This window comes from Fontisphaera persica, from assembly GCF_024832785.1.
Classification (GTDB): Bacteria; Verrucomicrobiota; Verrucomicrobiia; order Limisphaerales; family Fontisphaeraceae; genus Fontisphaera; species Fontisphaera persica.
In genome coordinates, this window is sequence record NZ_CP116615.1 from 639,888 (window position 1) to 662,965 (window position 23,078).

At 59.3% G+C, this 23,078-nt stretch carries 20 protein-coding genes and 2 tRNA genes; 10 read left to right on the forward strand and 12 right to left on the reverse strand.

All coding sequences use genetic code 11. The annotated features are described in order from the left end of the window. The first annotated feature begins 277 nt into the window (after positions 1 to 277). The gene (locus NXS98_RS02470) at positions 278 to 1,498 is read left to right on the forward strand and encodes a Gfo/Idh/MocA family protein (protein ID WP_283846884.1); all 1,221 of its coding nucleotides are present in this window, start codon (positions 278 to 280) and stop codon (positions 1,496 to 1,498) included. Between the two features lie 557 nt (positions 1,499 to 2,055). Here the strand turns inward: NXS98_RS02470 and NXS98_RS02475 are convergent. After that, positions 2,056 to 2,319 (reverse strand): hypothetical protein, encoded by a 264-nt coding sequence (locus tag NXS98_RS02475; RefSeq protein ID WP_283845052.1) that lies wholly within the window; start codon positions 2,317 to 2,319, stop codon positions 2,056 to 2,058. Between the two features lie 196 nt (positions 2,320 to 2,515). Here NXS98_RS02475 and NXS98_RS02480 point away from each other — a divergent pair, with 196 nt between their 5' ends. Further along, positions 2,516 to 2,716 carry a hypothetical protein gene (locus NXS98_RS02480; RefSeq protein WP_283846885.1) on the forward strand — a complete coding sequence of 67 codons (201 nt, stop codon included), beginning with the start codon at positions 2,516 to 2,518 and terminating at the stop codon, positions 2,714 to 2,716. A gap of 15 nt (positions 2,717 to 2,731) precedes the next feature. On the opposite strand, the gene alr is transcribed toward NXS98_RS02480, so the two are convergent. From alr to NXS98_RS02505, 5 genes are read right to left on the reverse strand one after another with little or no spacing between them, the layout of a single operon-like run. Next, positions 2,732 to 3,874 carry an alanine racemase gene (gene alr / locus NXS98_RS02485; protein WP_283846886.1) on the reverse strand — a complete coding sequence of 381 codons (1,143 nt, stop codon included), beginning with the start codon at positions 3,872 to 3,874 and terminating at the stop codon, positions 2,732 to 2,734. Next, a complete protein-coding gene (gene tsaB / locus NXS98_RS02490) occupies positions 3,871 to 4,527 on the reverse strand; it encodes a tRNA (adenosine(37)-N6)-threonylcarbamoyltransferase complex dimerization subunit type 1 TsaB (RefSeq protein WP_283846887.1) in 657 nt (218 codons plus the stop codon). Before tsaB ends, alr begins: the two co-directional genes overlap by 4 nt. After that, a complete protein-coding gene (gene tsaE, locus NXS98_RS02495) occupies positions 4,508 to 5,005 on the reverse strand; it encodes a tRNA (adenosine(37)-N6)-threonylcarbamoyltransferase complex ATPase subunit type 1 TsaE (RefSeq protein WP_283846888.1) in 498 nt (165 codons plus the stop codon). Before tsaE ends, tsaB begins: the two co-directional genes overlap by 20 nt. Beyond that, positions 4,983 to 5,915 carry a thiamine-phosphate kinase gene (gene thiL, locus NXS98_RS02500; RefSeq protein WP_283846889.1) on the reverse strand — a complete coding sequence of 311 codons (933 nt, stop codon included), beginning with the start codon at positions 5,913 to 5,915 and terminating at the stop codon, positions 4,983 to 4,985. Before thiL ends, tsaE begins: the two co-directional genes overlap by 23 nt. Then, positions 5,912 to 6,694 (reverse strand): CPBP family intramembrane glutamic endopeptidase, encoded by a 783-nt coding sequence (locus tag NXS98_RS02505; RefSeq protein ID WP_283846890.1) that lies wholly within the window; start codon positions 6,692 to 6,694, stop codon positions 5,912 to 5,914. The genes thiL and NXS98_RS02505 overlap by 4 nt, the downstream gene beginning before the upstream one ends. Positions 6,695 to 6,769: 75 nt before the next feature. Here NXS98_RS02505 and NXS98_RS02510 point away from each other — a divergent pair, with 75 nt between their 5' ends. From NXS98_RS02510 to NXS98_RS02520, 3 genes are all read left to right on the forward strand, one after another. Further along, positions 6,770 to 8,098: a homoserine dehydrogenase gene (locus tag NXS98_RS02510; protein ID WP_283846891.1), complete on the forward strand. Its 1,329-nt coding sequence runs from the start codon at positions 6,770 to 6,772 to the stop codon at positions 8,096 to 8,098. A 14-nt stretch (positions 8,099 to 8,112) separates the two neighbouring features. After that, positions 8,113 to 9,681 (forward strand): glycoside hydrolase family 10-like protein, encoded by a 1,569-nt coding sequence (locus NXS98_RS02515; protein ID WP_283846892.1) that lies wholly within the window; start codon positions 8,113 to 8,115, stop codon positions 9,679 to 9,681. Positions 9,682 to 9,814: 133 nt separating this feature from the next. Beyond that, complete coding sequence (locus tag NXS98_RS02520) at positions 9,815 to 10,624, forward strand: FkbM family methyltransferase (protein ID WP_283846893.1); 810 nt, start codon at positions 9,815 to 9,817, stop codon at positions 10,622 to 10,624. A gap of 8 nt (positions 10,625 to 10,632) precedes the next feature. Here NXS98_RS02520 and NXS98_RS02525 read toward each other — a convergent pair whose 3' ends face one another. Both NXS98_RS02525 and NXS98_RS02530 read right to left on the reverse strand, forming a co-directional pair. Beyond that, on the reverse strand, positions 10,633 to 12,186 hold the full coding sequence (locus tag NXS98_RS02525; protein WP_283846894.1) for an O-antigen ligase family protein: 1,554 nt from the start codon (positions 12,184 to 12,186) through the stop codon (positions 10,633 to 10,635). A gap of 144 nt (positions 12,187 to 12,330) precedes the next feature. Next, positions 12,331 to 12,406: transfer RNA gene (locus NXS98_RS02530), tRNA-Arg, on the reverse strand. A 214-nt stretch (positions 12,407 to 12,620) separates the two neighbouring features. Here NXS98_RS02530 and NXS98_RS02535 point away from each other — a divergent pair. The 5 genes from NXS98_RS02535 (at position 12,621) to NXS98_RS02555 (ending at position 19,143) form a co-directional block, all read left to right on the forward strand. After that, entirely contained in the window at positions 12,621 to 13,844 is a 1,224-nt protein-coding gene (locus NXS98_RS02535; protein ID WP_283846895.1) for a tetratricopeptide repeat protein, read from the forward strand. Positions 13,845 to 13,921: 77 nt separating this feature from the next. After that, positions 13,922 to 15,553 (forward strand): thiamine pyrophosphate-dependent enzyme, encoded by a 1,632-nt coding sequence (locus tag NXS98_RS02540; protein ID WP_283846896.1) that lies wholly within the window; start codon positions 13,922 to 13,924, stop codon positions 15,551 to 15,553. Then, positions 15,531 to 16,025, forward strand: a complete 495-nt coding sequence (locus NXS98_RS02545; RefSeq protein WP_283846897.1) for a 2-oxoacid:acceptor oxidoreductase family protein — start codon at positions 15,531 to 15,533, stop codon at positions 16,023 to 16,025. Before NXS98_RS02540 ends, NXS98_RS02545 begins: the two co-directional genes overlap by 23 nt. 137 nt (positions 16,026 to 16,162) lie before the next feature. Further along, positions 16,163 to 17,374 (forward strand): TlpA disulfide reductase family protein, encoded by a 1,212-nt coding sequence (locus NXS98_RS02550; protein ID WP_283846898.1) that lies wholly within the window; start codon positions 16,163 to 16,165, stop codon positions 17,372 to 17,374. Between the two features lie 146 nt (positions 17,375 to 17,520). Beyond that, positions 17,521 to 19,143 (forward strand): nucleoside permease, encoded by a 1,623-nt coding sequence (locus NXS98_RS02555; RefSeq protein ID WP_283846899.1) that lies wholly within the window; start codon positions 17,521 to 17,523, stop codon positions 19,141 to 19,143. A 68-nt stretch (positions 19,144 to 19,211) separates the two neighbouring features. Here NXS98_RS02555 and NXS98_RS02560 read toward each other — a convergent pair whose 3' ends face one another. The 4 genes from NXS98_RS02560 to NXS98_RS02575 all read right to left on the reverse strand — a co-directional run bounded on the left by NXS98_RS02560 (position 19,212) and on the right by NXS98_RS02575 (position 22,710). Beyond that, a complete protein-coding gene (locus NXS98_RS02560) occupies positions 19,212 to 20,201 on the reverse strand; it encodes a nucleoside hydrolase (protein ID WP_283846900.1) in 990 nt (329 codons plus the stop codon). A gap of 11 nt (positions 20,202 to 20,212) precedes the next feature. Continuing rightward, positions 20,213 to 21,289 carry a M42 family metallopeptidase gene (locus NXS98_RS02565; protein WP_283846901.1) on the reverse strand — a complete coding sequence of 359 codons (1,077 nt, stop codon included), beginning with the start codon at positions 21,287 to 21,289 and terminating at the stop codon, positions 20,213 to 20,215. 113 nt (positions 21,290 to 21,402) lie between these two features. After that, a tRNA-Arg gene (locus NXS98_RS02570) sits at positions 21,403 to 21,479 on the reverse strand. A gap of 67 nt (positions 21,480 to 21,546) precedes the next feature. Next, the gene (locus NXS98_RS02575; RefSeq protein ID WP_283846902.1) at positions 21,547 to 22,710 is read right to left on the reverse strand and encodes a serine hydrolase domain-containing protein; all 1,164 of its coding nucleotides are present in this window, start codon (positions 22,708 to 22,710) and stop codon (positions 21,547 to 21,549) included. Between the last annotated feature and the right edge of the window lie 368 nt (positions 22,711 to 23,078).

Below are 23,078 nucleotides of genomic sequence, written 5' to 3' on the forward strand. Positions count from 1 at the left end.
GACCTCCGGCTCGGCATGGTTTTTGGTTGCATTCGGCACGGGCAGAAATATGGGCACTCGAGGACGGGGAATCAAACAGGAAATGGCCGGAATGCACACGTGGCCAGCGAGTAAAAGGAAGCCTTGTTTGCCTCAGGGGGGCGCTCTGTGCGGTGTTGCAGGCATCACAGTCGCCTGCCCAGCACATGGCTTTGAAGCCCTCGGGCGCAGCCGAACTCCGGCGCGGCCACGAATGGAAAAATCTTGTGCGGCTGCAAGGGGCATGTCAAATAGGCTCATGCAAAAAAACATCCCTGAAGTCTCTGTTTCATTGAGTCGCCGTCGTTTTTTGTCCGGCGTGGGCGCGGCCACGGTCACCTTTAGCATTCTGGCCCCCCAAAGCGTGTTTACTGCCGAAACCGGCCCCAAAATCAAAGTGGGCCTCATTGGCGCCGGCGGGCGCGGCCAGTGGATTCTCAAGTATTTCAAGGACCACGGCGGCTATGAGATTGCCGCAGTCTTTGATTATTTTGAAGACCGCGCCAAAGCGGCCGGCGACAAATACCAGGTGCCGGACAACATGCGCTTCAGCGGGCTGTATGGTTACCGCAAGCTGCTGGAGAAAGGGGTGGATGCCGTCATTGTTCAGTCGCCGCCTTATTTCCATCCGGAGCAATGCGCGGAAGCGGTGGAGGCGGGGAAGCATGTTTATCTGGCCAAGCCACTGGCGGTGGATGTGCCGGGCTGTTTGTCCATCGTGGCCAGCGGCCAGAAGGCGACGCAAAAGAAGCTGGTGTTCCTGGTGGATTTCCAGACGCGCGCTCATCCGTCGTACCAGCAGGCCATCCAACTGGTGCATGAGGGCAAAATTGGGCGCATCGTTTGTGGCGAGGCCAATTACCAGTGCAGTCTGATGTTTGCCAGCATGGATGCGCGTTTCCGCAAAGACCCCAAAAACCCCGAGGAACGTCTGCGGGCGTGGGCGATTGACCGGGTGTTGTCCGGCGACATCATCACGGAGCAGAACATTCACGCGTTGGATGTGGCTTCCTGGGTGCTCAACGCCGAGCCCATCAAGGCGTACGGCACAGGCGGCAAGGCGCGTCCCTTCCTGGGGGATTGTTGGGACCACTTCGCCTGCATTTTCTATTACCCGGAGGGCATCATTCTGAGCTTCAGCTCTAAACAGGTGGGCAAAGGGTGGGATGACATTCAGTGCCGCATTTATGGCACCGAGGGTACCCTGGACACCCACTACGGCGGGCCGGTGCGGTTGCATTGCGATGATGCCTACAACGGCGGCATCACCAACACCATTTACGAGCTGGGCGTGCAGAACAACGTCAAGACATTTTACGACAGCATTGGGAAAGACTGGGTAGATCATGACCCCCCCGTGGTTAAGATCAACGTGTTGAGTGCACGCCGCAAGGATGAGCTGCTGCACCTCCTCCGGAGGAGGTGCAGCAGCGGCGCGCCCCATCTGCTATCCTCCCGGCGTGCACACCACCTACTTTGAATTGTACCGTATGCGCACCCACCGCCATTGGTTGCGACAAAAACTCGTCGCCTTCGCCAAAACCCACGGCATCAAAGCCGCCGTCCGCGAGTTCGGCTGTTCCCGCAACACCGTCCGTAAATGGCTCCGACGCCACGTGCCCGGCAAGCCCTCCTCCCTCCAAGAACACAGCCGCCGCCCACGACGCTCCCCCCGCCGTATCCCCTCCGGCCTCGAAGGCCAAATCGTCAAACTCCGCCACCAAACCGGCTTCGGCGCCGAACGCCTCCAGCGCGAATTCGCCCTCCCCTGCAGCCACAACGCCATCGCCCGCGTCCTCCGCCAACACCATCTCCTCCGCCCACGCAAAAGAAACCCGCCACCAAAAAACTCCTCCGCGCCCTCAAACGGAACTGGCCACTCTTCTCCCAACTCTCCGCCGATACCAAGTATTTACAGGACATTCCCCATTACTGGCCCCAAATGAACCGCCTCCACCTCCCCCGCTTCCAATACACCGTCCGCGAACCAGTCTCCGGCGCCTGCTTCACCGGCTACGCCGACGAACTCTCCAAATCCTACGCCACCCTCCTGGCCACACAACTCTCCGCCCACCTCGCCGCCCACGGCGTCAACCTCACCACCCTGGTCTGGCAAACCGACAACGGCAGTGAATCCAAGTCAACCAACACCACCAAGGCCTCCCCGCCACCGTCCGCGCCCTCGGCTCCGACCACCGCTTCATCCCTCCCAAACGCTACACCTGGCAAAGCGACGTCGAAACCGTCCACCGCCTGGTCGAAGACGAATTCTTCGACCGCGAAACCTTCTCCAGCCCCCAAGACTTTTGGGCCAAAATCACCACCTACTGGCTGTACTTCAACCTCGTCCGCCCCAACCGCGGCAAAGAATGGCAAAGCCCACTCCAAATCCTCAACGCCAAGGCCCCAGCCCTCGCCGGGGCCCTAATCCACTGGCTCCCCCTCAACCTCTCCCAACCCCACCATCCCGACTTGCCTCCACCCCTCCACCGGGGTCATGATCTACCCAGCTTTCCCTTTTTACGACAGCATTGCCAAAGGCGATTTCACCAACCCCACGGTGGCGCCCAGCGTGCGCAGCAATTTGGTGACCATCCTGGGCCGCACCGCAGCTTACAAGAACACCGAAGTCACCTGGGCGCAGATGATGAAGGCCCGCGAGAAATGGACGTTTGACACCCGGGGCCTCAAGGCTTGAGCGCTCGGCCGTCCCTCAGGAAGCCTGTCCCCCGCGGTACACTCGCGGCACGCGGTAGCTGATGTTGGTCAGCACTTCCCACGGGATGGTGCCAAACCACCCGGCCAGTTGCGCGGCGGTGATTTCTTTGCGGCCCTGCCGCCCCAGCAGCACGACTTCGTCGCCGGGTTTGACGCGGGGCAGGGCAGTGACGTCCACCAACGTCTGGTCCATGGTCACCCGGCCCAGCACGGGACACAATCGCCCGCCAATGAGCATGGCGGCGCGCTGGCTGGCGGCGCGCATATAGCCGTCGCCGTAACCGCAACCCACCACAGCCACGCGCATGCGGTGGGGCGTGGTGTAGGTGTGACCATAGCTCAGGGGGGTGCCTTTGGGCACTTCCCGCACCAGGGTCACGCGGCTTTTCCATTGCAGGGCGGGTTTCAAGTGCTTCGCCAGCTCTGTGGCGGACCGGCGCTTGCCGGGAGGGATGATTCCATAAACGAGCAGGCCGGGGCGGACCAGATTAAAAAGAGCCGTGGGCTCAAACAAGACCCCTCCACTGTTGCAGGCATGGATGTAGGGCAATACCACGCCCTGGGCTTCAATCGCGCGAACAACTTCCGCAAACCTTTCGCGCTGTTGCCGGGTAAAAGGGGCGTCATCTTCGGCAGAACTGAAGTGCGTCATCAAACCGGTCAGCCGCACGCCGGGCAGACGGGAAATGGCATGGGCCAGTTGGGCTGCTTCTTCCGGAAATGCTCCCAGGCGGCCCATGCCAGTATCCACTTTGAGATGCACCTCCACCGTTTTATTCTGGCGCCTCGCCTCGCGGGAAAAAGCGCGCGCCTCTTGCAGCGTGGAAATGGTGGGCATGACGTCGTCGCGCACGGCGGCCGGAATTTCCCCTGGCAGGCAGGCGCCCAACATCAGCACCGGCCAGCCGCGGCCCACGAGCCGCACGCTGCGGGCTTCCGCGAGGTTGGCCACACCGAAAATATCGGTGCCGCTTTGCATGAGCAGGGCGGCAATTTGTTTCAGACCGTGTCCATAGGCATCGGCTTTGACGACGGTCAGAATCCGGGTGTGTGGTCCGAGCCGATGGCGAAGCCAGGCCAGATTGGAGCGCAGGGCATCGAGGTCCACTTCCGCCCAGCAGCGATAGGGCACATTCATAAATCCTTAATCATTCTTGGGGGTGGGGCTTTGGCAAAGCGCGCCTCGCGAAGGTACAGGGGGGTTAGAGCACTGGCATCGGTCAGGGGGGCGGCAGCCGCTGCCAGCCGCGCCAAGTCTTCGGCGCGGGGATGCCATTCAGTGGCCGCCGGACACCACGGCTTCAGGTCCGGCCCCCATACCCGCTTACCGTTTTGGGTTTGCTCTCGCACCATGCTCTGGGGCAGTAATTGCAGCGGTTGGGTTTCCTGCCAGCCCGCATCGTTAATTTGGTAGCCAGCCCAGCAAGCTTCGCCTCGTTGAGCATCCACAGCCAAAAAAATGTTACCCCGTTGGCCACTCCGCCACAGCCCTTCGGCCATGACGTGGAAACTATTGATGCCCCATAAAGTTATCGGCCGCGCCGCATGCCATCCTTGGGCGGCAGCAATGGCCATGCGGATGCCGGTATAACTGCCGGGACCCAATCCGACGGCCAATCCCTCCACCGTTTCCCGGCTCCAACCGGCGGCGTCCAGCGCCTGCTGCACCATGAAAAATAGGCGGGTGTGGCGGGCATGTTCCTCCCGGACTGCCGCCAGGCAGCCCACTTCAGAATCCACGGCGGCCACGGAGCGGATGCCCGCCGACAGCTCAAGCGCCAAAATCTTCATGGACGATTAACCGCTCCTGTTCGCTTTGGAATTGCAGCCATGCCAGCCGGCAAGGGTGTGGCAAACCTGCGCCAACTTCGGGCAGGGCGGACGCCAGATTGGCCTGCAGTCGCTTTTGCCAGGCGGCAACGGCTTCGGGCAGCCAGCGTTCAATCCATTCCACCACCACAATGCCTTGGGGGTTGCAGAGATATTCTTCCAGCCCTGCCGCCACAATTTCCGGTGGGTCATTCAGCCGATACAAATCCAGGTGATAGAGCGGCCAGCGGCCGCCGTGGTATTCCACCATCAGCGCGAAACTGGGCGAATGCACGCGGTCTGGGCAGCCCAGGCCTCGTGCCAGTCCTCGCACGAGCTGGGTTTTGCCTGCGCCCAAATCGCCGGTTAAACCAAGGAGCCAGCCGGGGGACAATTCGCTGGCCCAGGCTTCTCCCAAAGCCTCGGTCTCTTGTGGGTTATGCGAAATGTTCGTAACCATGCAGGTCCAAGGGTTGCAAGCTTTTGCGCCGTCGGATGCGGATGCCGGGCTCGGCGGTGATTTTGCCCACGCAAGTGAGTTTAAGCCCCGGAAAGGCTGTTTTCCAGGCATCCACCAAGGGCACGGCCTTTTCTGGTGGGACGGCAAAGAGCAGCTCGAAATCTTCCCCATCCGTGAGCGCGGCTTCCAGCGGCGGTTTGGCTTGAGGATTCTCACGGTGCCGCAGCCGGGCCGCGCGGCTGATGGGGATGGCTTCAGCCAGCAATTCCGCTCCGCAATGAGCGGCGTGGAGCAAGTGGCGCAAGTCACCCGCCAATCCATCGCTCAAATCAATCATGGCCCGCACCGGGAAATGGGCCGCGAGCCAGCGTGCTTCGGCCAGACGCGGCTCAAAGTCGAGGTGCTTTCCGGCCAGCGAACCTCCCAATTCACCGGTGACAAACAGGGCATCGCCCACCTTGGCACCCCGGCGGAAAACTACACGTTGGGATTCGACCCGTCCTAAGAGGGATACTGAAATCCAAATGCCGGAGGTGCTGGTGGTGGTTTCGCCACCCACAATGGCCACGCCGTATTTTTCCGCACAGGCGCGCAGTCCCTGATACAGGATTTCGATACGGCTCACCTCATGGGGGTTGGGCAGTCCCAAGGTGATTAGGGCGTGCATGGGAATGCCGGCCATGGCGGCGATGTCGCTCAGACAACGGGCCAGCGCTTTGCGTCCCACTTTTTCCGGTGGAGTTGCCGAGGTGAAATGCACCCCCTCCACCACCGCGTCCGTTTTCAGCAGGAAATACTGGCCGGGAACCCCCAAATCCAGCACGGCACAATCATCTCCGACACCACTCACCACGCCAGCGGGCACGGCCAGGCCGCCAGTCAAACGGGCGATAAGCTCAAATTCGTTCATGGCACGAAAATCCGCAGCCAGTCAAAGTAGGGGTCCAGATTCCACTGGCAGGAAAGCACCAGAAAATTGACCAGATTGAAGATGGCATGAACGAGGGTGGGAGCCCACAAGTTATCGGTGGCCTCGTACACGACCACCAGCGTCAGCGCCAGCACAAAGAGCGGCGCCAGCGTCATCAAATTGCTGTGATAAACCGCGAACAATAGCGAAGTGCCAAAAAGCGCGGCGCGCGGATAACCCGCCTGCTTGACGGTGGGGTAGAGAATGCCGCGAAACAAGGCTTCCTCCACCACCGGCGCCACCAGAATGGTCATGACCCCCAAACCGGCCAACTCCCACCAGGGCGGCTGTTGTTGGATGTATTGCACCGCCAGTTGCGTTTGGGGCTTCCCGCCCAGGCGTTCAATCAGCAGGGCGGAGAATTTGCTGAGCGTCCACGCCAGTGGCAGGACCAGGAGGGTGGCGGCCAGACTATAACCGAAAACCTTGCCAACGGGGCCGTTGCGCCAACCGAAAGCCTCGGCCCAGCGCAGGCGATTGACGCGGAGAAAGACGCCCAGCATGACCAACAGGGCGCCATGCACAAAAACCAGGTTGCCGGCGAGCGTGAGCAGCCGCTGGGTGTTTTGGAGACTGTCCGCGAAAAGGGAACTGATGACGGCCACCACCAGGTAGCCCAGGCAAAGGCTGAAGAACATCCCCACCACCAGGTAAGGGACGGTCTCCGGTTGCCAGCGTCGTTCCGTCAGCACGCCGCCTTCATATCGCACCTGTGCCACTGCGCCAAACAAGATTTTCAGCCATGTTCGGGCTTGTCGGATGCCGCGCGGAGCGGCAAGCTTTGCGCCCGTACTATGTCACAGCAGGTTAATTTGGGCATGATTGGGGGCGGGACGGTGGGCAGCGGTGTCTATCACGCGCTGTCGCGCAACCGGGCATTGATGGAGTCCCGCCTGGGTATCCGGCTCAACTGGGTGGGGGTGGCGGTCAAGGAGATTGACGAACCACGGCCGTACCCCATTCCGCGGTCACTCTTAACCACGGATTGGACGCAGGTGGTGAACGATCCCCAGGTGAATATTGTCATCGAGTTGGTGGGGGGCACCACCATCGCCAAAACCATGGTGCTCGCCGCCCTCAAGCTGGGCAAGCCGGTGATTACCGCCAACAAAGCCCTGTTGAGCGCGCATGGGGAGGAATTATTTGCAGCGGCGCAGAAATATGGGGCCAATCTTTATTACGAGGCCAGCGTTTGCGGCGGCATTCCCATCATTAAAGCCTTGCGCGAGGGTTTTGTGGGCAATCGCATCACACACCTCTACGGCATCGTCAACGGCACGTGCAACTACATCCTCAGCCGCATGCAGCATGAAGGGGCGGAGTTTGAGGACGTGCTGAGGGAGGCCCAGCGGCTGGGCTATGCGGAGGCGGACCCCTCGCTCGACATTGATGGGCACGATGCCCGGCACAAAATTGGCATTCTGGCTTCGCTGGCTCATGGTTTTTGGGTGCGGCCAGAAGATATTTACGTGGAAGGCATCCGGCAGGTGACGCAGGCGGATATTCGTTTTGCGGCCCAGCTTGGTTACACCATTAAATTGTTGGGCATCATCAAAACCGTGCCGGGCCGCGGCAAGGCGGGGGAGGGGGGCGCGCGCATTCAAGTGGCGGTGCATCCCACCCTGGTGCCGCATCGCCACGTGCTTGCCAGCGTGAACGACGTATTTAATGCCGTTTTTGTGCGGGGCGACGTGGTGGGCGACACCCTTTTTTATGGCCGCGGCGCAGGCAAAGATGCCACCGCCAGCGCGGTACTGAGCGACATTGCTGATGCCGCGCTGGAAATCAAACACGGCACGCGGCATCGCATCCCGCCTTTTGTGCCGCACGCTAATGGCAGCAGCGTGGTGCCCATGGACCACACCATGAGCCGATATTATCTGCGCTTGAGTGTGGTGGACCGCCCCGGCGTGCTGGCGCGCATTTCCAGTATTTTGGGGCAGGCGAATATTGGCATCATGTCCGTGATCCAACCCGAAGCCCATGAAGGGCAGACGGTGCCCCTGATATTGATGATTCATGATGCTCCCAACGCTGCCATGCGCAAAGCGCTGGCCAAAATAGGGCGGCTGACAGTGGTCAAAGCCCCACCGGTCATGTTTCGCGTGGAAACTTTCGATTAATCCTGGTGTTGATTGTGCCTCGCCCATCCGCGCCATACACCTGTTGCCTGCAGTGGTGGCTGTGGGTGCTGAAACGTGGCTTGGTCGTCATCGGATTGATTCCTCTCCTTCTGGAGGGAGCTTCCGCCACTTATGTGGCTTCCAACATCAAACCCCCCAATCCGCCCCGCGAATTTCGCGGGCTTTGGGTGGCTTCCGTCGCCAACATTGACTGGCCTTCCAAGCCCGGTTTGCCCGCGGCCCAGCAGCAGGCCGAGTTGCGGGCTTTGCTGGACCGTGCGGTGCAATTGCGGCTCAACGCGGTGATAATGCAGGTGCGGCCAGCGTGCGATGCCCTGTATGCCTCCAAATATGAACCATGGAGCGAATACCTCACGGGACGGATGGGGCAGCCCCCTTCGCCGGAGTATGATCCCCTGGCTTTTGCGGTGGCCGAGGCCCACGCCCGCGGTCTGGAATTGCACGCATGGGTGAATCCCTTTCGCGCCCGTCATTTCTCCGGCACTTCTCCCGCTTCGTCTCAGCACCTCAGCCAGGCGCGTCCCGAGCTGGTGCGCAGCTACGGCAAACAGACCTGGCTGGATCCGGGCGAGCCGGCGGCCCGGGAACATTCCCTGCGAGTGCTTTTGGACATTGTGCAGCGTTACGATGTGGATGGCCTGCACATGGACGATTATTTTTATCCCTACAAGGAAAAGGATGCCGCGGGCAAAGTCATCGAGTTTCCTGATGCCACCACCTATGAGCGCTATGTGCGCTCTGGCGGCAAATTAAGCCGGGAGGACTGGCGCCGCCAAAATATCAATCAATTTGTGGAGAACCTCTACTTGCGGGTCAAAGCCGCCAAACCCTGGGTCAAGGTGGGCATCAGCCCCTTTGGCATCTGGCGCAGCCGTGTGCCGCCGGAAATCACCGGGCTGGATGCCTATGAGCAGCTTTATGCTGATTCGCGGTTGTGGTTGCGTGAAGGCTGGGTGGATTACTTTGCGCCGCAACTTTATTGGAGTCACGATGCCGCTGGCCAGAGTTTTTCCGTCCTCCTCCAATGGTGGCGACAGCAAAATGTAAAGCATCGCCATGTGTGGCCCGGACTCAATTTATACCGCGTGGGCAAAGCCTGGCCGGTGGACGAATTATTGCGCCAGGTGCAGGCGGCACGACAGACGGCCAACAGTGGCCACCTGCTCTGGAGTGCTTCACCCTTGCTGGCCAATCAAGGGGGGGCGGCAGATGCTTTGAGCCGCAGCGCCTACACCAACCGCGCCTTGCCGCCGGCCTGCGCCTGGCTGGACGCCAAAGCTCCAGTCCGTCCCCGCCTTTATGGGGGAGGCAACCCCACCCTGAATGCGCTGGTTATCACGGTGGACACGCCCCAAGGCGCCACTTCACCGCGCTGGTGGGTGGTGCAAACCCGTCGCCAGGGACGGTGGGATTTGGAGTTATGGGCCGGCTCCAAGCGCACGCTGGAATGGACCGGGGCAGCATTACCTGACGTGGTGGCGGTCCGGGGCATGGATGGCACTGGTCGGCTTGGCACGGCGGCCGTTTTGGAAAAATCACCCTCTTCCCGGCAGAAAAAATAGAAGTCCGACTTGCTCGCCGGCGCGGACATTCTTGCTCAACTATCACCGCTCCGTCATACTGATGCGGATTGGGCATAACGGCAGTCGTGGGTTTTGACCGGCCCGCTGTGCCTGGCGAAAAAAGTGAACGAACATGTCGAGTCCCCTTGTCAATACCAAAAGCCTGTTCACTGCGTTGCTTAAGCGGTTGTCGTGCGACTTGGTGATGGACATTGGCTCGCGCGATGGCCGCCAGGCCTTGCTGTTTCGAGACGTCTTGCCCCACACGCCAGTCGTGGCTTTTGAGGCCAACCCCTACAACTTCCGCCGCATGTCGGCCCAAGCTGAACTGCGGGAGCGGGGGATTCACCTGATGCCGCTGGCGGTGAGCAACGCCGACGGCCAGGCTACTTTTCACATCAGTCAGGCCAATTACGACGCTCCGGAAAGCGACACCAACAATCTGGGCACCAGCTCCCTGCTTGTCCATCCAGAGGTCAAAACGCTCGCGGCCATTCCGGTGGAGACGGTGCGCCTGGAGACTTTTCTGCAGCGTCCGGAGTTTGCCGGTTGCCAGCGGATTGCCCTTTGGATTGATGTGGAAGGAGCAGAGTTTTTCGTGCTGGAAGGGTTGGGTTCTGCCATTTCACGCACCAGTGTCATTCACGTCGAAACGGCGCGTGAGCCGGTACGCCAGGGCCAAAAGGCGCGCCGGGAGGTCAGTCAGCTCTTGCGTAGCTGGGATTTCGTGGAGTTGGGGACGAACATGACGCCCGATTCGATTTGGGGCGACTTGGTATGGATTCGTCGCCCCCATCTGGAATCACATCAGCGCGAGGTCATGGCAGCGGTGAAAATGGCCCAATGGAATTACCGTCTCAAGGTGGATGCCTGGGCCGTGCGTTTGAAGCGCTGTCCTCCGTTGTACCGCTTGCTGCGCTGGTTTTTCGTACGCAGTGTGTGACGGTTTGCTTAACCGTTGGCGGGGGCGGGTAGTGCCTCCGTGCCTGCTGCCGTAGCTGAAGCGGGAGAAGCGGCCGGGGCCCATTGCTGCACCGGCTCGCGGCACACTCCGCCATTGAGGCTGATGTTTAACCCGAGAATGGCGGTGAACACGACCAAATCCCCATTCAACGCGCCAAAGAAAAACATGAAGAAGAGGAAACGCGCGGCAAAATAAGCTAGAAAGAAAGTATTGATGTTTTTCAATTCGGGCGGGCCGTTTTTCCAGTTTTTGTACAACACCCACAGTCCGGCAATGCAAAACCAGAGAAAAGCGGCGGCTCCCCAGATGCCAAAGGGCACAATCACCGAGAGCGGGCCATTATGGTAGTCTCCAGCAACCAGGGCGTATTCGTAGGTGGGAGCCAGGCCGCGCAGTACCGATTGCTCGACCAGATACATTTCTGTGGGATCCACGGCATAGCCTTTGCCCAGCAACAGGTGGTCAGGTAATTCGGCGAGCAGCAGTTTCCACATGGAGAGCCGCCACTCTGAGGAAGCTTGAGCATTAAAGGCAGCGGCGGGGGCCACCTTCAGCCCGGGAATGATGCTTAAACTGCGCTGCACGGCCAGCGGCAGGCGTTGGACATTGGGTAGCAACACCATGGCCGTCAAGGCCGCCACGATTAGGAAAATAAGGAATATTTTGGAACGATACAGCCGCTCCAGCTTGAATTGCAGCATCAGCACCAGAGCAAAGAGAATGACATACGTCCGGAAACCGCCCAGCAAGGTTAATCCCATCACCACCAGAATGAATAACAGCCGCCAGGGATGACCGAAAACATCGCGGGCCCCGTAACGCGCCAGCATATAACAAAAAACGGCGTGGCCGGCCCAGCTCAACCCCGTGACCCGCGTGAAGTGGGATTCCGTAACGATGTAATCAGTGGCCGCCTGGTGAATGGCCAGGTCAGGCGGGAAAATGGCATAAAGATACCAGAATTTGGGCCCCAACAAATAAGCCACATTGCTAAACAGTGCCGTCAGTTCGGATAGGAAAAAGACGCCCACAAACAATCCCGCCTGCGACAGGGGAATGCGCTGGCTGACCAGCGCGAAGTACACCAGCACCGCCGCCAAGGTAGTGTAGTAGCGTTTGCCGCCGTACACCCCGCTGCCCAGCACACGGAACCCAATGCCCCCCGTCAACTTGGCTGTGACCAGCACCACAATGGTGAGTGCGACCAACGCATAAGCCACGGGGGGCACATGCAAATAATTGCTCTTTTTTTCCATGGCCCGGCGCAGAATGGCAAACCCGAAGCTCAGCACGGCCATCAACATCCACAGATACGGCTGGCCGGGCAAAAAATATATCATCAGAGTGGCCTTGATGCTGAAAATCAGCAGCGCATGATGCCAGCGCAGCAAGAGGGGGGTGAATAATACCATCAGCACTCCCGCCACCACCAAAAACGTCAGAAACTCAGCCGGCGTGGCCAGCACAAAACCCAAGACCACGGCCAGCAGCAGGCTCAGGCCGTAAAACAAGATCATTTGTGGCAGCGACGCCGACGTCATGCAGCAAGTAACTATGCGCGACCGCCGCCCCCACCGCAATCCCGAAGTGACTCCCAGAGATTTGTTCTTCCAGGGAAGCCATCAGAAAATAGAACACTTTACGGGGTGCAGCAAAGTGTCGGGCATGTTGATGAACAAAACGGATGGTACCCCCACCCGGAATTGAACCAGGATCAACGGTTTAGGAAACCGCTGCTCTATCCATTTGAGCTATGGGGGCCTTGTTGAGGCCGGAGCCGACGGCCCCAGCGCAGGGCGCCATTGGCCTCGGTAACTCAAGCATAATTGAGGGTCAGGACCGGGGCAAGCCTGGTATGCGATTTGTTCGCAAATAACCCAAGGACGCTTTGCCGGGGGGAGGCCGGGCCCGGCCTTGCTGGTTTGTTGACTGGATTATGCTGGATTGGTGGAGGGGAATATGGTTTATTTGAGATATGCAACCCGAGAGCGTTTCCTGGTTCAAGGTGGCATATAACCTGGCGGTGCTGGCGGTGTTTTTGGGTATCGTGGGGTGGCTGTTTTGGCGGGGTTTGCGACGGAGCGGCGAGCCATTACGGTTATTGTCCAAATGGGTGATTACCGCGGTGTTACTGTTGGGGCTAATCCCAATGGTAAAAGATGCGGCGGGGAGTTATCATGCCGTGGTGCGATGGTTCGCGGTGGCCTTGGGTTTGGTGGCTGGTTTGATTCTGGCATTGATTTGGACTCCCACCATTGTGGGCATGGTGGCGGACTGGATTGGCATTTTATATACGGGGGGCAAGGAGGAGCCGGTGCCGGAGCCAGTGTATTCGCCGGCCAGGGCGAGGCGCGTGCAGGGCCAGCCGGAAGAAGCGCTGCGGCTGATTCGGGCCGAGTTGGAGAAGTTTCCGGGGGACTATACGGGGCAAATGATGATGGCGGAGATTTACGCGCAGGATTTGGCGGATTTGCAAGCGGCGGAGACCTGCGTGTTGAAGGTAGTGCATCAGACCCAGCATCCGCCGGCGGCGCGGGCGTTTGCGTTGTTTTCGCTGGCGGACTGGTATTTGGCGGTACAGAAAAACCGCGAGGATGCGCAGCGGGTGTTGGAGATGGTGGCGGAATTGCTGCCAGACAGTGAATATGCCTTGCAGGCGGCCCAGCGGCTGGCGCATCTGCGACCGTCGGCGGAGTTAATGGAAAAGGAGGAGCGGCGGGTCATCAAGGTGCCCGAGGGGCGGCGCGATTTGGGGTTGCGCCCGATGCGCGCGGAGGAGCTTGTCCATCGTAAGACTCCGGAGGAAGAGGCTGAGGAACTGGTAAGCCAGTTGGAAAAGCATCCCATGGATTTAGAGGCGCGGGAGCGATTGGCGCAGGTGTACGGTCTTGAGTTGGGGCGGCTGGACTTGGCGGTGGAGCAACTGGAGCAGTTGGTGAATTGTCCGCATGTGGCGCCGAAGCAGGTGGCGCGTTGGCTGCAATTACTGGCAGACTTGCATTTGCGCGTGGCAGGCGATACCGCCGCAGCCGAGGCTGCCCTGCGCCGTATTATTGATTTATATCCGGACTCCGCGCTGGCGCGGCAGGCGCAGGAGAATATTTTACGCCTGCCCACCCACCCCGCCCGTTCAACGCCCGCCACCGTCCGGTTGGGAGAGTATGAACAGTACCTCGGGTTGAAAAAGAGAAACACGTAAGATTCACTGTTGGGCACGCCGTTTTTACTGGCATTGGGGGGGTGACTTCTTTATTTTGCCCGCCGATTTGATGCGGCATGAATGATACACAACGATTGTTGCTGAGCGGTGACGAAGCCATCGCGCTGGGAGCGTTGCATAGTGGCGTCCAATTGGGGGCGGGCTATCCAGGAACGCCGTCCACAGAAATATTGGAATATTTCAGCGAATTGGGCGGAAACGCCCAGTGGTCGCCCAATGAAAAAGTGGCCTTGGAGGTGGCCATTGGGGCGGCCTTCGGCGGGGGGCGCGCGCTGGCCACGATGAAGCACGTGGGGCTGAACGTGGCAGCGGACCCGCTGTTTACGGCTGCCTATACCGGTGTCAGCGGGGGGTTGGTCATCATTTCTGCCGATGACCCGGGCATGGCTTCCAGCCAGAACGAACAGGATAACCGGCATTATGCGGTGGCGGCGGGCGTGCCGATGCTGGAGCCAAGCGATTCCCAGGAGGCTTACGATTTTACCCGTGCGGCATACGAGTTGTCTGAGCGTTTCCACATTCCTGTGATGCTGCGGGTGACCACTCGGGTGTGCCACAGCAAGACAGCAGTCACTCCGCGCCCCCCTCTACCCCCGTCTCAACCGCATTTTACACGGGACATCAAGAGCAGGGTGATGATCCCCGCCTATGCCCGGCCAGCGCACGTAAAACTGCGGGCCAAGCTCAAGGAAATTGAACAATTCAACGAAAGCAGTCCGCTGAATGTGGAAATCCGGGGCGGCTCGGAGCTGGGCATCATCAGTTCAGGCATCAGCTATATGCACGCCCGCGAGGCGGCGCCCGGGGCGTCCTTTTTGAAGCTTTCCACCACCTACCCGCTGCCGCTGCAGAAAATTGCGGCCTTTGCCCGCTCGGTCAAGCGTTGTGTGGTGGTGGAGGAGGGGGACCCATACCTGGTGGATGCCATTCGCGCCGCCGGGGTGGCGGTGGAAGGCAAGCCGGAGATGTACCGTTTCGGCGAATTGAACGTGGCGCGCGTGCGGCGGATTCTGGCGGGAGACACCTCGCCAGAGCCGCCCAAACCGGCCGGCAAGCCGCCGCAACTTTGTGATGCCTGCCCCTACCGGCTGGTGTTTCAGGTGATTCGCAAGATGGATTTGATTGTGGCGGGGGACATTGGCTGCTACACGCTGGGCGTGCTTTCGCCCTTTGAGGCGATGGATACCTGCGTGTGCATGGGCGCGGCGATTACTGTGGGACTGGGGCTGCGCAAGGTGCTTCCTCCAGAGCAGGCCCGGCGGGTCATCAGTGTCATTGGCGACAGCACCTTTGTCCACAGCGGCATCACCGGGGTGGTGGACATGGCCTATAACCGCCCGCCCACCGGCCATGTGGTGGTCATTTTAGATAATTACACCACTGCCATGACCGGACGGCAGGAACATCCAGGCACGGGCCGGTTGCTGAATCACGAGCCGGCGCGCAAACTGGTCATTGAGGATATTTGTCGCGCTGCGGGGGTGGACCGCGTTTATGTGGTGGAGCCACGGGCGGGTTCCGACGAATTTGAAACGCGGTTGCGTGAATGCCTGGACAGCGGCGAAACCGCCGTCATTGTGGCCCGGCGGCCGTGCATCCTGCTGCTCAAAGATTTGAAAAAACTGGAAATTACCAACCAACCTCAGAATCAATCTCAAGCTGCTTGTGAATGCTCCTGTAACCAGTGACCTGGGGGTCACCAACATTGTTATTGCCGGTTTGGGGGGGCAGGGTGTGCTCAAGGCCTCCGATATTCTGGTGGACGCCATTTTCCCCACCGGCCTGGAAGTGAAAAAAAGCGAAGTGCACGGCATGAGCCAGCGGGGCGGCTCGGTATGCAGCGACATCCGCTTTGGCCGCCAGGTTTTCAGCCCCATGGTGCCGCCCGGCGAGGCGGATTACCTGCTGGTGCTGGCGCCGGACCAGGTGGAGGTCAACCGGCATTTGCTTAAACCCGATGGCGTTTTGATTGCGCCCGACTCCGTGGACATCAACCGCCTGCCCAACAAGAAAGCCCTGAACGTGGCCTTGCTGGGGCGCTTGAGCCGGTACTTGGAGATGATTCCCCTGGATAATTGGCGGCAGGCGCTGCAGCGGAATTTTCCGCCTGACCTGCACGCGGGCAATGAGCAGGCCTTTGAATTCGGCCGCAATAGCTGAGGCGGCGCAATTACCCGCGGTGTTTTGGCGGATGGATAAACGACTTTGACACGGGGGCGTGAAATGGTAAAGTGTGGCTGCGCATTGCAACATATTGGCCACATACATTTTCATTCCTGCCGGAATGACCCAAGCTCATGAAAAAAATCCTGACTTCCGTTTCTGTAATCATGGTCACCCTGTGCCTGGGGAGCTGGCTGTCCCCGCTGGCAGCGGCTGAACTGGGGGACAAGGCAGCTTCATTATCCATTGCCAAGTGGATTAAAGGGCAATCGGTGGATGTCACCGACGGAAAAAACATTTACGTGGTGGAATTCTGGGCCACCTGGTGTCCCCCCTGCCGCGCCAGCATTCCGCATCTGACCAAGCTGCAGAAGAAGTTTGCTGACAAGGGGGTGGTGTTTGTCGGCATCAGCGACGAGGATGAAGATACGGTCAAGCCCTTTGTCACCAAGATGGGAGAGCAAATGGATTATCGGGTGGCTATTGATGACAACGATAAAACCAGCAAGGCCTACATGGCGGCGTTCGGCATCAACGGCATTCCTCATGCTTTCATCGTGGACAAGGGCGGGCGCATAGTCTGGCACGGGCATCCGATGGCGGACCTGGAAAAGACCTTGCAGGCCATGGTGGATGGCAAGTACGACCTGGAAAAAGCCAAAAAACGCATCAAAGCCCAAAAGCTCTTTGAACAGTTTGTGCAGGCGGTGGCGGAAGGTGAGGAAAAAGACAAAGTGGACCAGATGGGCAAGGAACTGGAGGCCTTGGACAAGGAACTGGGTGGCGTGATGCCCGACGGCACCTCATTCAAGGCCGCTGAGGTGACCCGCATCATCCAATTCCAAATGCTGCTGGAGAAATATGATGAAGCCCTGGAGGAAAACCCGGCTTCCGCCAAGAAGATGGAAGCCGAGCTGGTCAAGCTGGCGCCCAAGGATTGGTCTCTGGAGGAGCACAAGACCGACGCCCAATTCCGCAAGGACTTCACCGAATACTATGCCGCGGTGGGGCGCCGGCCGGACAAACTCAAAGCAGCCTCGTTGCGCGCGAAACTGGCCGACAGTCCCTCCAAAAATGCTGGCCTCCTCAATGACTTTTCCTGGGCCATTCTGACGGACCGCAATGTCAAGGAGCGCGACATTCCGCTGGCGCTGCTCATGGCCGAGAAGGCCGTGAAATACAGCGGTGGGACCAATGCCAGTGTGCTCGACACTTACGCGCGCGCGCTGTTTGATTCCGGCAAAAAGGAAGAGGCCATCAAACAACAGAAATTGGCCATCAAACATGCCAAGTCGGACGACGAGCGCGAGATGTTTGAGGAGAATCTGAAGAATTTTGAGAAATAGAGCAGGGGCCAGAAGGCTCCAACTCCCGGGAGGCTTCACCGGGGAGGCTGCCGACCAGCCTCCCCGGTTGTTTTTTCATGAGTCAGCCTGCTTGGTTGCGTCCGGGCTTGCGTTGCCCTCTGCGGACGTTTAACCTGCGGCCACACATGAACACCAAACTGCGCTTGCAACTTTCAGGGATGATGTTCCTCCAGTATTTCATTTGGGGGAGCTGGTATGTGACGATGGGGCCGTACTTGAAGGACACCCTGCATTTCAGCGGCCAGCAAATCGGTCTGGCTTTCAGCACCACCGCGCTGGCGGCCATGATTTCACCGTTCTTTGTGGGCATGGTGGCCGACCGATTCTTCGCCACCGAAAAAGTGCTGGCTGCATTGCATATTCTTGGCGGGGCCTGTTTGTTTGGGGCATCCAAGGCGACGACTTTTGCCACTTTTTATCCCCTCTTGATGGCGCATACGTTGTGTTACATGCCCACCCTGGCATTGACCAATTCACTGGCTTTCCATCACCTCACGGACCCCGGCAAGCAATTCCCCGGCATCCGCGTGCTGGGCACCATTAGCTGGATTACGGCGGGGTTTGTGGTGGGCATGCTGGGCGTCAAGGCCAACACCACGCCCTGGCCGTTTGTCATCGGCGCTGTCGTGTCGGTTTTGATGGGATTGTACAGCTTGAGCCTTCCCCACACACCGCCCGCCAAGCTCGGACAGCGCGTCACGGTGCGGGACATTCTGGGGCTGGATGCCCTGAGCCTCCTCAAAGAGCGCTCATTTTTGGTGTTCGTGCTGGGGGCGTTTCTATTCTGCATCCCCTTGACCTTTTATTTTGCTTTTGTGCCAGCCTATTTGGCTGATTTGGACATTTCCCAAATTCCCCGCAAAATGACGATGGGCCAGATGTCCGAAATTTTCTTTCTGCTGGTCATGCCGTTCTTTTTTGTGCGGCTGGGCGTGAAGTGGATGCTGGCGGTGGGCATGCTGGCATGGGCGGCGCGATATTTCCTGTTCGCGTTTGGCGACAATGCGGCCATTCCGGCGGGCGGTTTGCATGCGGACCAACTGGTGGGCCTGCTGGGGCTGGCCGGCATGTTGTATCTGGGCATCATTCTGCACGGCATTTGCTATGATTTCTTCTTTGTGACGGCCTACATCTACGTGGATCAGAAGGCCAACGAATCCATCCGCGCCAAGGCCCAGGGCTTTATCGCGCTGGTGACTTTGGGAGCGGGCATGTTTGTGGGTTCCAACCTCTCCGGCTGGGTCGTGGACCGTTATTCCTTCCCTGAGGTGCACCCGGTGCGCCACAAGGCAGTGCCGGCGGAAAGCTGGAGTCCTGGAGGCTATGCCCGGTGGGAGTCCCAGGGCCAGGCGGCTTTCGGCCAGGTGATTGCCGTGGTGACCAACGGCGCACCCGCCACCCTGTATGTCTCACGCAGTGGCGGCGTGTTCAATGTGACGCCCGAGAAACCGTCCAATGCAGAGGCATTGGCTGTGGATGTGGCGGGGTTGGTCAAAGGATTGGAAAAACCGGCTGCCATCTTGCAGCTTTTTGAGCCTGTGCGGGACGCCGGCGCGGAGCCTCCAATACAGCCTAAAAGTTATAAACCGTCCTCCACCTTCGTGGCCCAGCCCCCGGCCGTCTTATCCAAACCCATGAGCAACTGGCGAGACATCTGGCTGCTGCCCGCTTATGGCTCGCTGGTAATCCTGGCCTTGTTTCTCATGCTGTTCAAAGAACAGCCCACGCCCAAGCCCAAGCAGGGGTAGGGGAGTAAGTTTGAATTGCGGGAGGGCCGCTCGGAGGGCGGCCCTACCGCCTTGGTTCAGCCAATGGATTATTTCCCGCCCGTCACGCGCTGCACCAGCAAATCCTCAAAGGCGCCCTGGTCTTTCCATTCGGTGGCGGCGTTCACCATTTTACCTTCGGGATCAATGCGCGTGAAACCGTCTTCGGTGATTTTCACGCCCAGTCGCTCCATTTTGCATAAATCCTGGGCAAAGACCAGGTACACCGCCACGCAATCAAACAGGGTGCTGCTGCGTGACTCCACGGCCTTGGTGTCCCCTTTGCTGCGATCGGCTTCCCAAGCACGATAGTTCTCAATGATGGCTTTGGCCACGGGATGCTGCGAATTGCGCACCTTGGCGTAGCGCTCGCCCTGCAGCACAATCAAACCGCAGGTGTCCAGGGGCGTGATTGTCATCTCCCATGGCGCGGCAAACGCCGCCTGGCAGGCCTTGACATCGGCCCGCACATTCCATTCGGCGTCCACTTTTTGTTTGTTGCCACCGTAGCCCACGCGCAGGCTGCCGTGCATGCCCACAAAGCGCGCCTTTTGCGCGATGCGCGGCTCGCGTTTGAGCGCTTCCGCGATGTTGGGTAGCGGGCCAATGCACAGCAGGGTGATTGGCTCCGGCGAGCTCATGACCATGTCAATCATCGCCTGCACGCCGTCGGAGTACACTTTGCCGGGATACTGCTGCAAATTGTACCCTTTGATCCACGACGCCTGCGGGCCGCTGCCGTGGGCTTTTTCGTCCACGCCAATCCCAATGGGGATGTCTGTGCGCCCGACGGCCTGCAAAAATTTGGCCACAATGAGCGGGCGATAATTCACTTTGCCATAATCCGTTACCACCAGCTTCAAATCCACTTCCGGACTGAGCAAAATCATGCCCAGCGCCCAAGTGTCATCTATGTCATCCCCGATGTCGGTGTCTAAAATCACGGGGATGCGTTTTTGCGCGGCTTCCGCCAGGGGGGCGAAGCAGCACACGCCGCCCATCAGGGCAAGCACAGCCAGAGAGGTGAGCATGTTTTTCATAGTTGGGAGCATTAGTTGATCTTGATTTTGAATTGTTCACCGGCCTTGAGCGACAATGCAAAGGCCGCCATGAGCTGCGGAATGTATTGCAAATCCTTGAGACTCACCACCTCCACCGGCGAGTGCATGTAGCGGTTGGGGAGGCTGATCAGCGCCGACGGAATGCCGCCGCGTGTCCAGAAAATTACATCCGTGTCCGTGCCGCTGGTGGCCGAAATGGCCTCGTGCTGCAGAGGAATTTTGTGCTTTTTGGCCACTTCTTCCAGGCGCTCCACCATCGCGGCATGATTGCAGCAGCCATGCGTCAAGGCGGGTCCTGCACCCAGCTTGATGTCGCCATGCTGCTGCTTGCTGACGGTGGGATAATCCGTGGCGTGCGTCACGTCCACCACCAGCGCCGCATCCGGTTTCAGCGAGTACGCAATCTGCCGGGCGCCAAACAACCCCACTTCCTCCATGATGTTGGACACGGCGCATACCTCGGCTTTGAGCCGCTTTTTCTCCGGGGCCAAAAGCCGCAGCGTCTCGGCCACTGCCCACGTGCCGATGCGGTTGTCAAAGGCGCGGGCCACGGCGATGTCTCCCCGCAATATTTCAAATTCGTCCGCGAGCGTGATGGGATCACCGATGCGTACCAGCGCCTCGGCTTCCTTGCGCTTGCGCACGCCAATATCTATGAACAGGTCTTCAATTTTGGGCAGTTTGCGTTCACCATCATTCTTGGTCAAATGGGGCGCCACATTTCCCACGACGCCTTTCACCGGCCCCTGGCGCGTGTGAATCACCACCCGCTGCGCGCGCGTAATGGCCGCGTCCACTCCGCCCACCTTCCGCACGTAAATAAAACCCTGGTCGTCAATGTAATTCACCGACATGGCGATTTCATCCGCATGCGCTGCCAACATCAGCCTCGGGCTGCCGCCTTTGTTCAAAACGGCCACGCAGTTGCCATAGGCGTCGCTGAAGGTTTCCTCCGCATACGCCTGCACGTAATTCAGCCATACCCGCTGGCCACGCCGCTCCTGTCCGCTGGGACTGGGCGTATTAACCAGCGTTTGCAAAAAGTCCAACGATTCCTTGCGCATCATAAAAATACCCCAATGGCGTCCCTACCTGCTCCCACAACCCCTAAACGTAAAAACCCCGCCATCCCACCCTATCATCCAGCGGCAGTGTAATCGCTGCGCGGCTGTAGGCCAATTGGCACGCCCGCCGCGATTCGAACGCGGGACCCGCTGCTTAGAAGGCAGCTGCTCTGTCCAACTGAGCTACGGGCGCGCTGCAGGATGGCCTAACCCTACTCGATTTCGCGGTCACAAGCAAGCGGCGGCAGGAGGCCGCCGGTTCAGGGCAGGGCAGGGGCAGAGACTACCGCGGCACAGGCGCGGCGGAGGTATTCTTCAAATTGCCACTCGCCGCTGCTGCCGGTCTGGCGCACCACCACCAAATCCAGGCTGGGGATGAAGGCCAAAATCTGGCCGCCGGAGCCGGGTTTGGAGCGCGCATCAGGCGGGATGCCGGCGCCGCTGCGCCCGGATTCGGGATTCAGCAGCGCGGGCAGCTCCCATCCGTGGCTGAAGATGCGGGGGTTGAGCTTCCACCGCATTTCCAAACTTTGAACTTCATGCGTGGGCGCGGCGGTCTCCTTGATAAACCACGGCGGAATGATCTGACGATCCTGCCAGCGGCCCTGCCGTAAAAAGCAGTAGCCAATGCGGGCCAGATCGCGTGCTGATAAACCCACACCGTGCGAGGGATGTCGGCCATGCCGTTCATCTCCTTCATAATACTGAAACCACCAGCGTTCGATGCCCAGCGGTTTGAAAAGGGCTTCCCTGGCAAACTGGTCGAACGGCTTGCCCGTCACGGTTTCGCAAACCAGTGCGGCGTGGGCGAAGGCATGCGTGGAATAACCGCAGCCCGTGCCCGGGGCAAAGGCCAGGCGTTCGGTGCGTGGATCGCCACTATGGCCCAGGATGTACTCCCAACGCCAGTCATTCGGCGCGCCGGTGGCCTCCGGGCAAATGCCAGAGGTGTGATTCAGCAGTTGTTGCACGGTGATGCGAGCTTTGCGCGGGTCGCTCAGCGGCTGCGCCCAGGGGATAAAGTCAAAGGCGGCATCGGAAAAGCGCATGCGTCTGTAAGTCAAGCCCTGCTGGCTTTGTTCGCTGGCAATGGCCAGCACGGTGGCGCAAATGGCTTTGGAAACAGAGGCCACCCGGCCGGTGTGGGTTTTGGCGCTGTTGCCCCGCTCCACCTCCAGGACCACGTAACCATGCCGCACCACGACGGCGGCGAAGTTGCGCTGGTCGCTCTGCAGCAGCCAGTCACGCAATTCGCGCATTTTATCGGGGTCCACGCCACCTAAACGGCGAAGGTCCTCGTCGGAGCTTAAAATGCGCCAACCACCTTGGGACTCAGGCGGAGGGAAATAATCCGCTGCCATTGCCGCCATGGCGTGGCCCAGCCAGAAAAGCAGGCACGCCAGCAAAGTCTTTGCAGTTTTCACAGCTTTAATATCCATTTTTTCCTCTGGCCGGGAAATGCCTTTACGCAGAAATTTTTTCTGATGCTTTTTTATTGCGTCTGTCACCATTTTGTAACATGGTTTGCCCCCGTTAGCCCTATGTTGCGGTTAGCTTTTTGTCAGCGTGGCGGCGCCGGTCTGAACATGCGCCGCCAGTGCACAACGCACAGTCCAGCGTTGTGGGACCAGCTTCCCTCAGCCTCTCGCATTGCTCAAGTCATTCCTGGGCAACAACTTGTGAGCTATTCGTGAAGAGTTCTGCTCGAGACAACGGGCCTGGGAAATCATGGCATGACTTAAGCTGTAAAGCATTAGTAGATGCGTAATTAAAAATCATTTTAACTGATAAA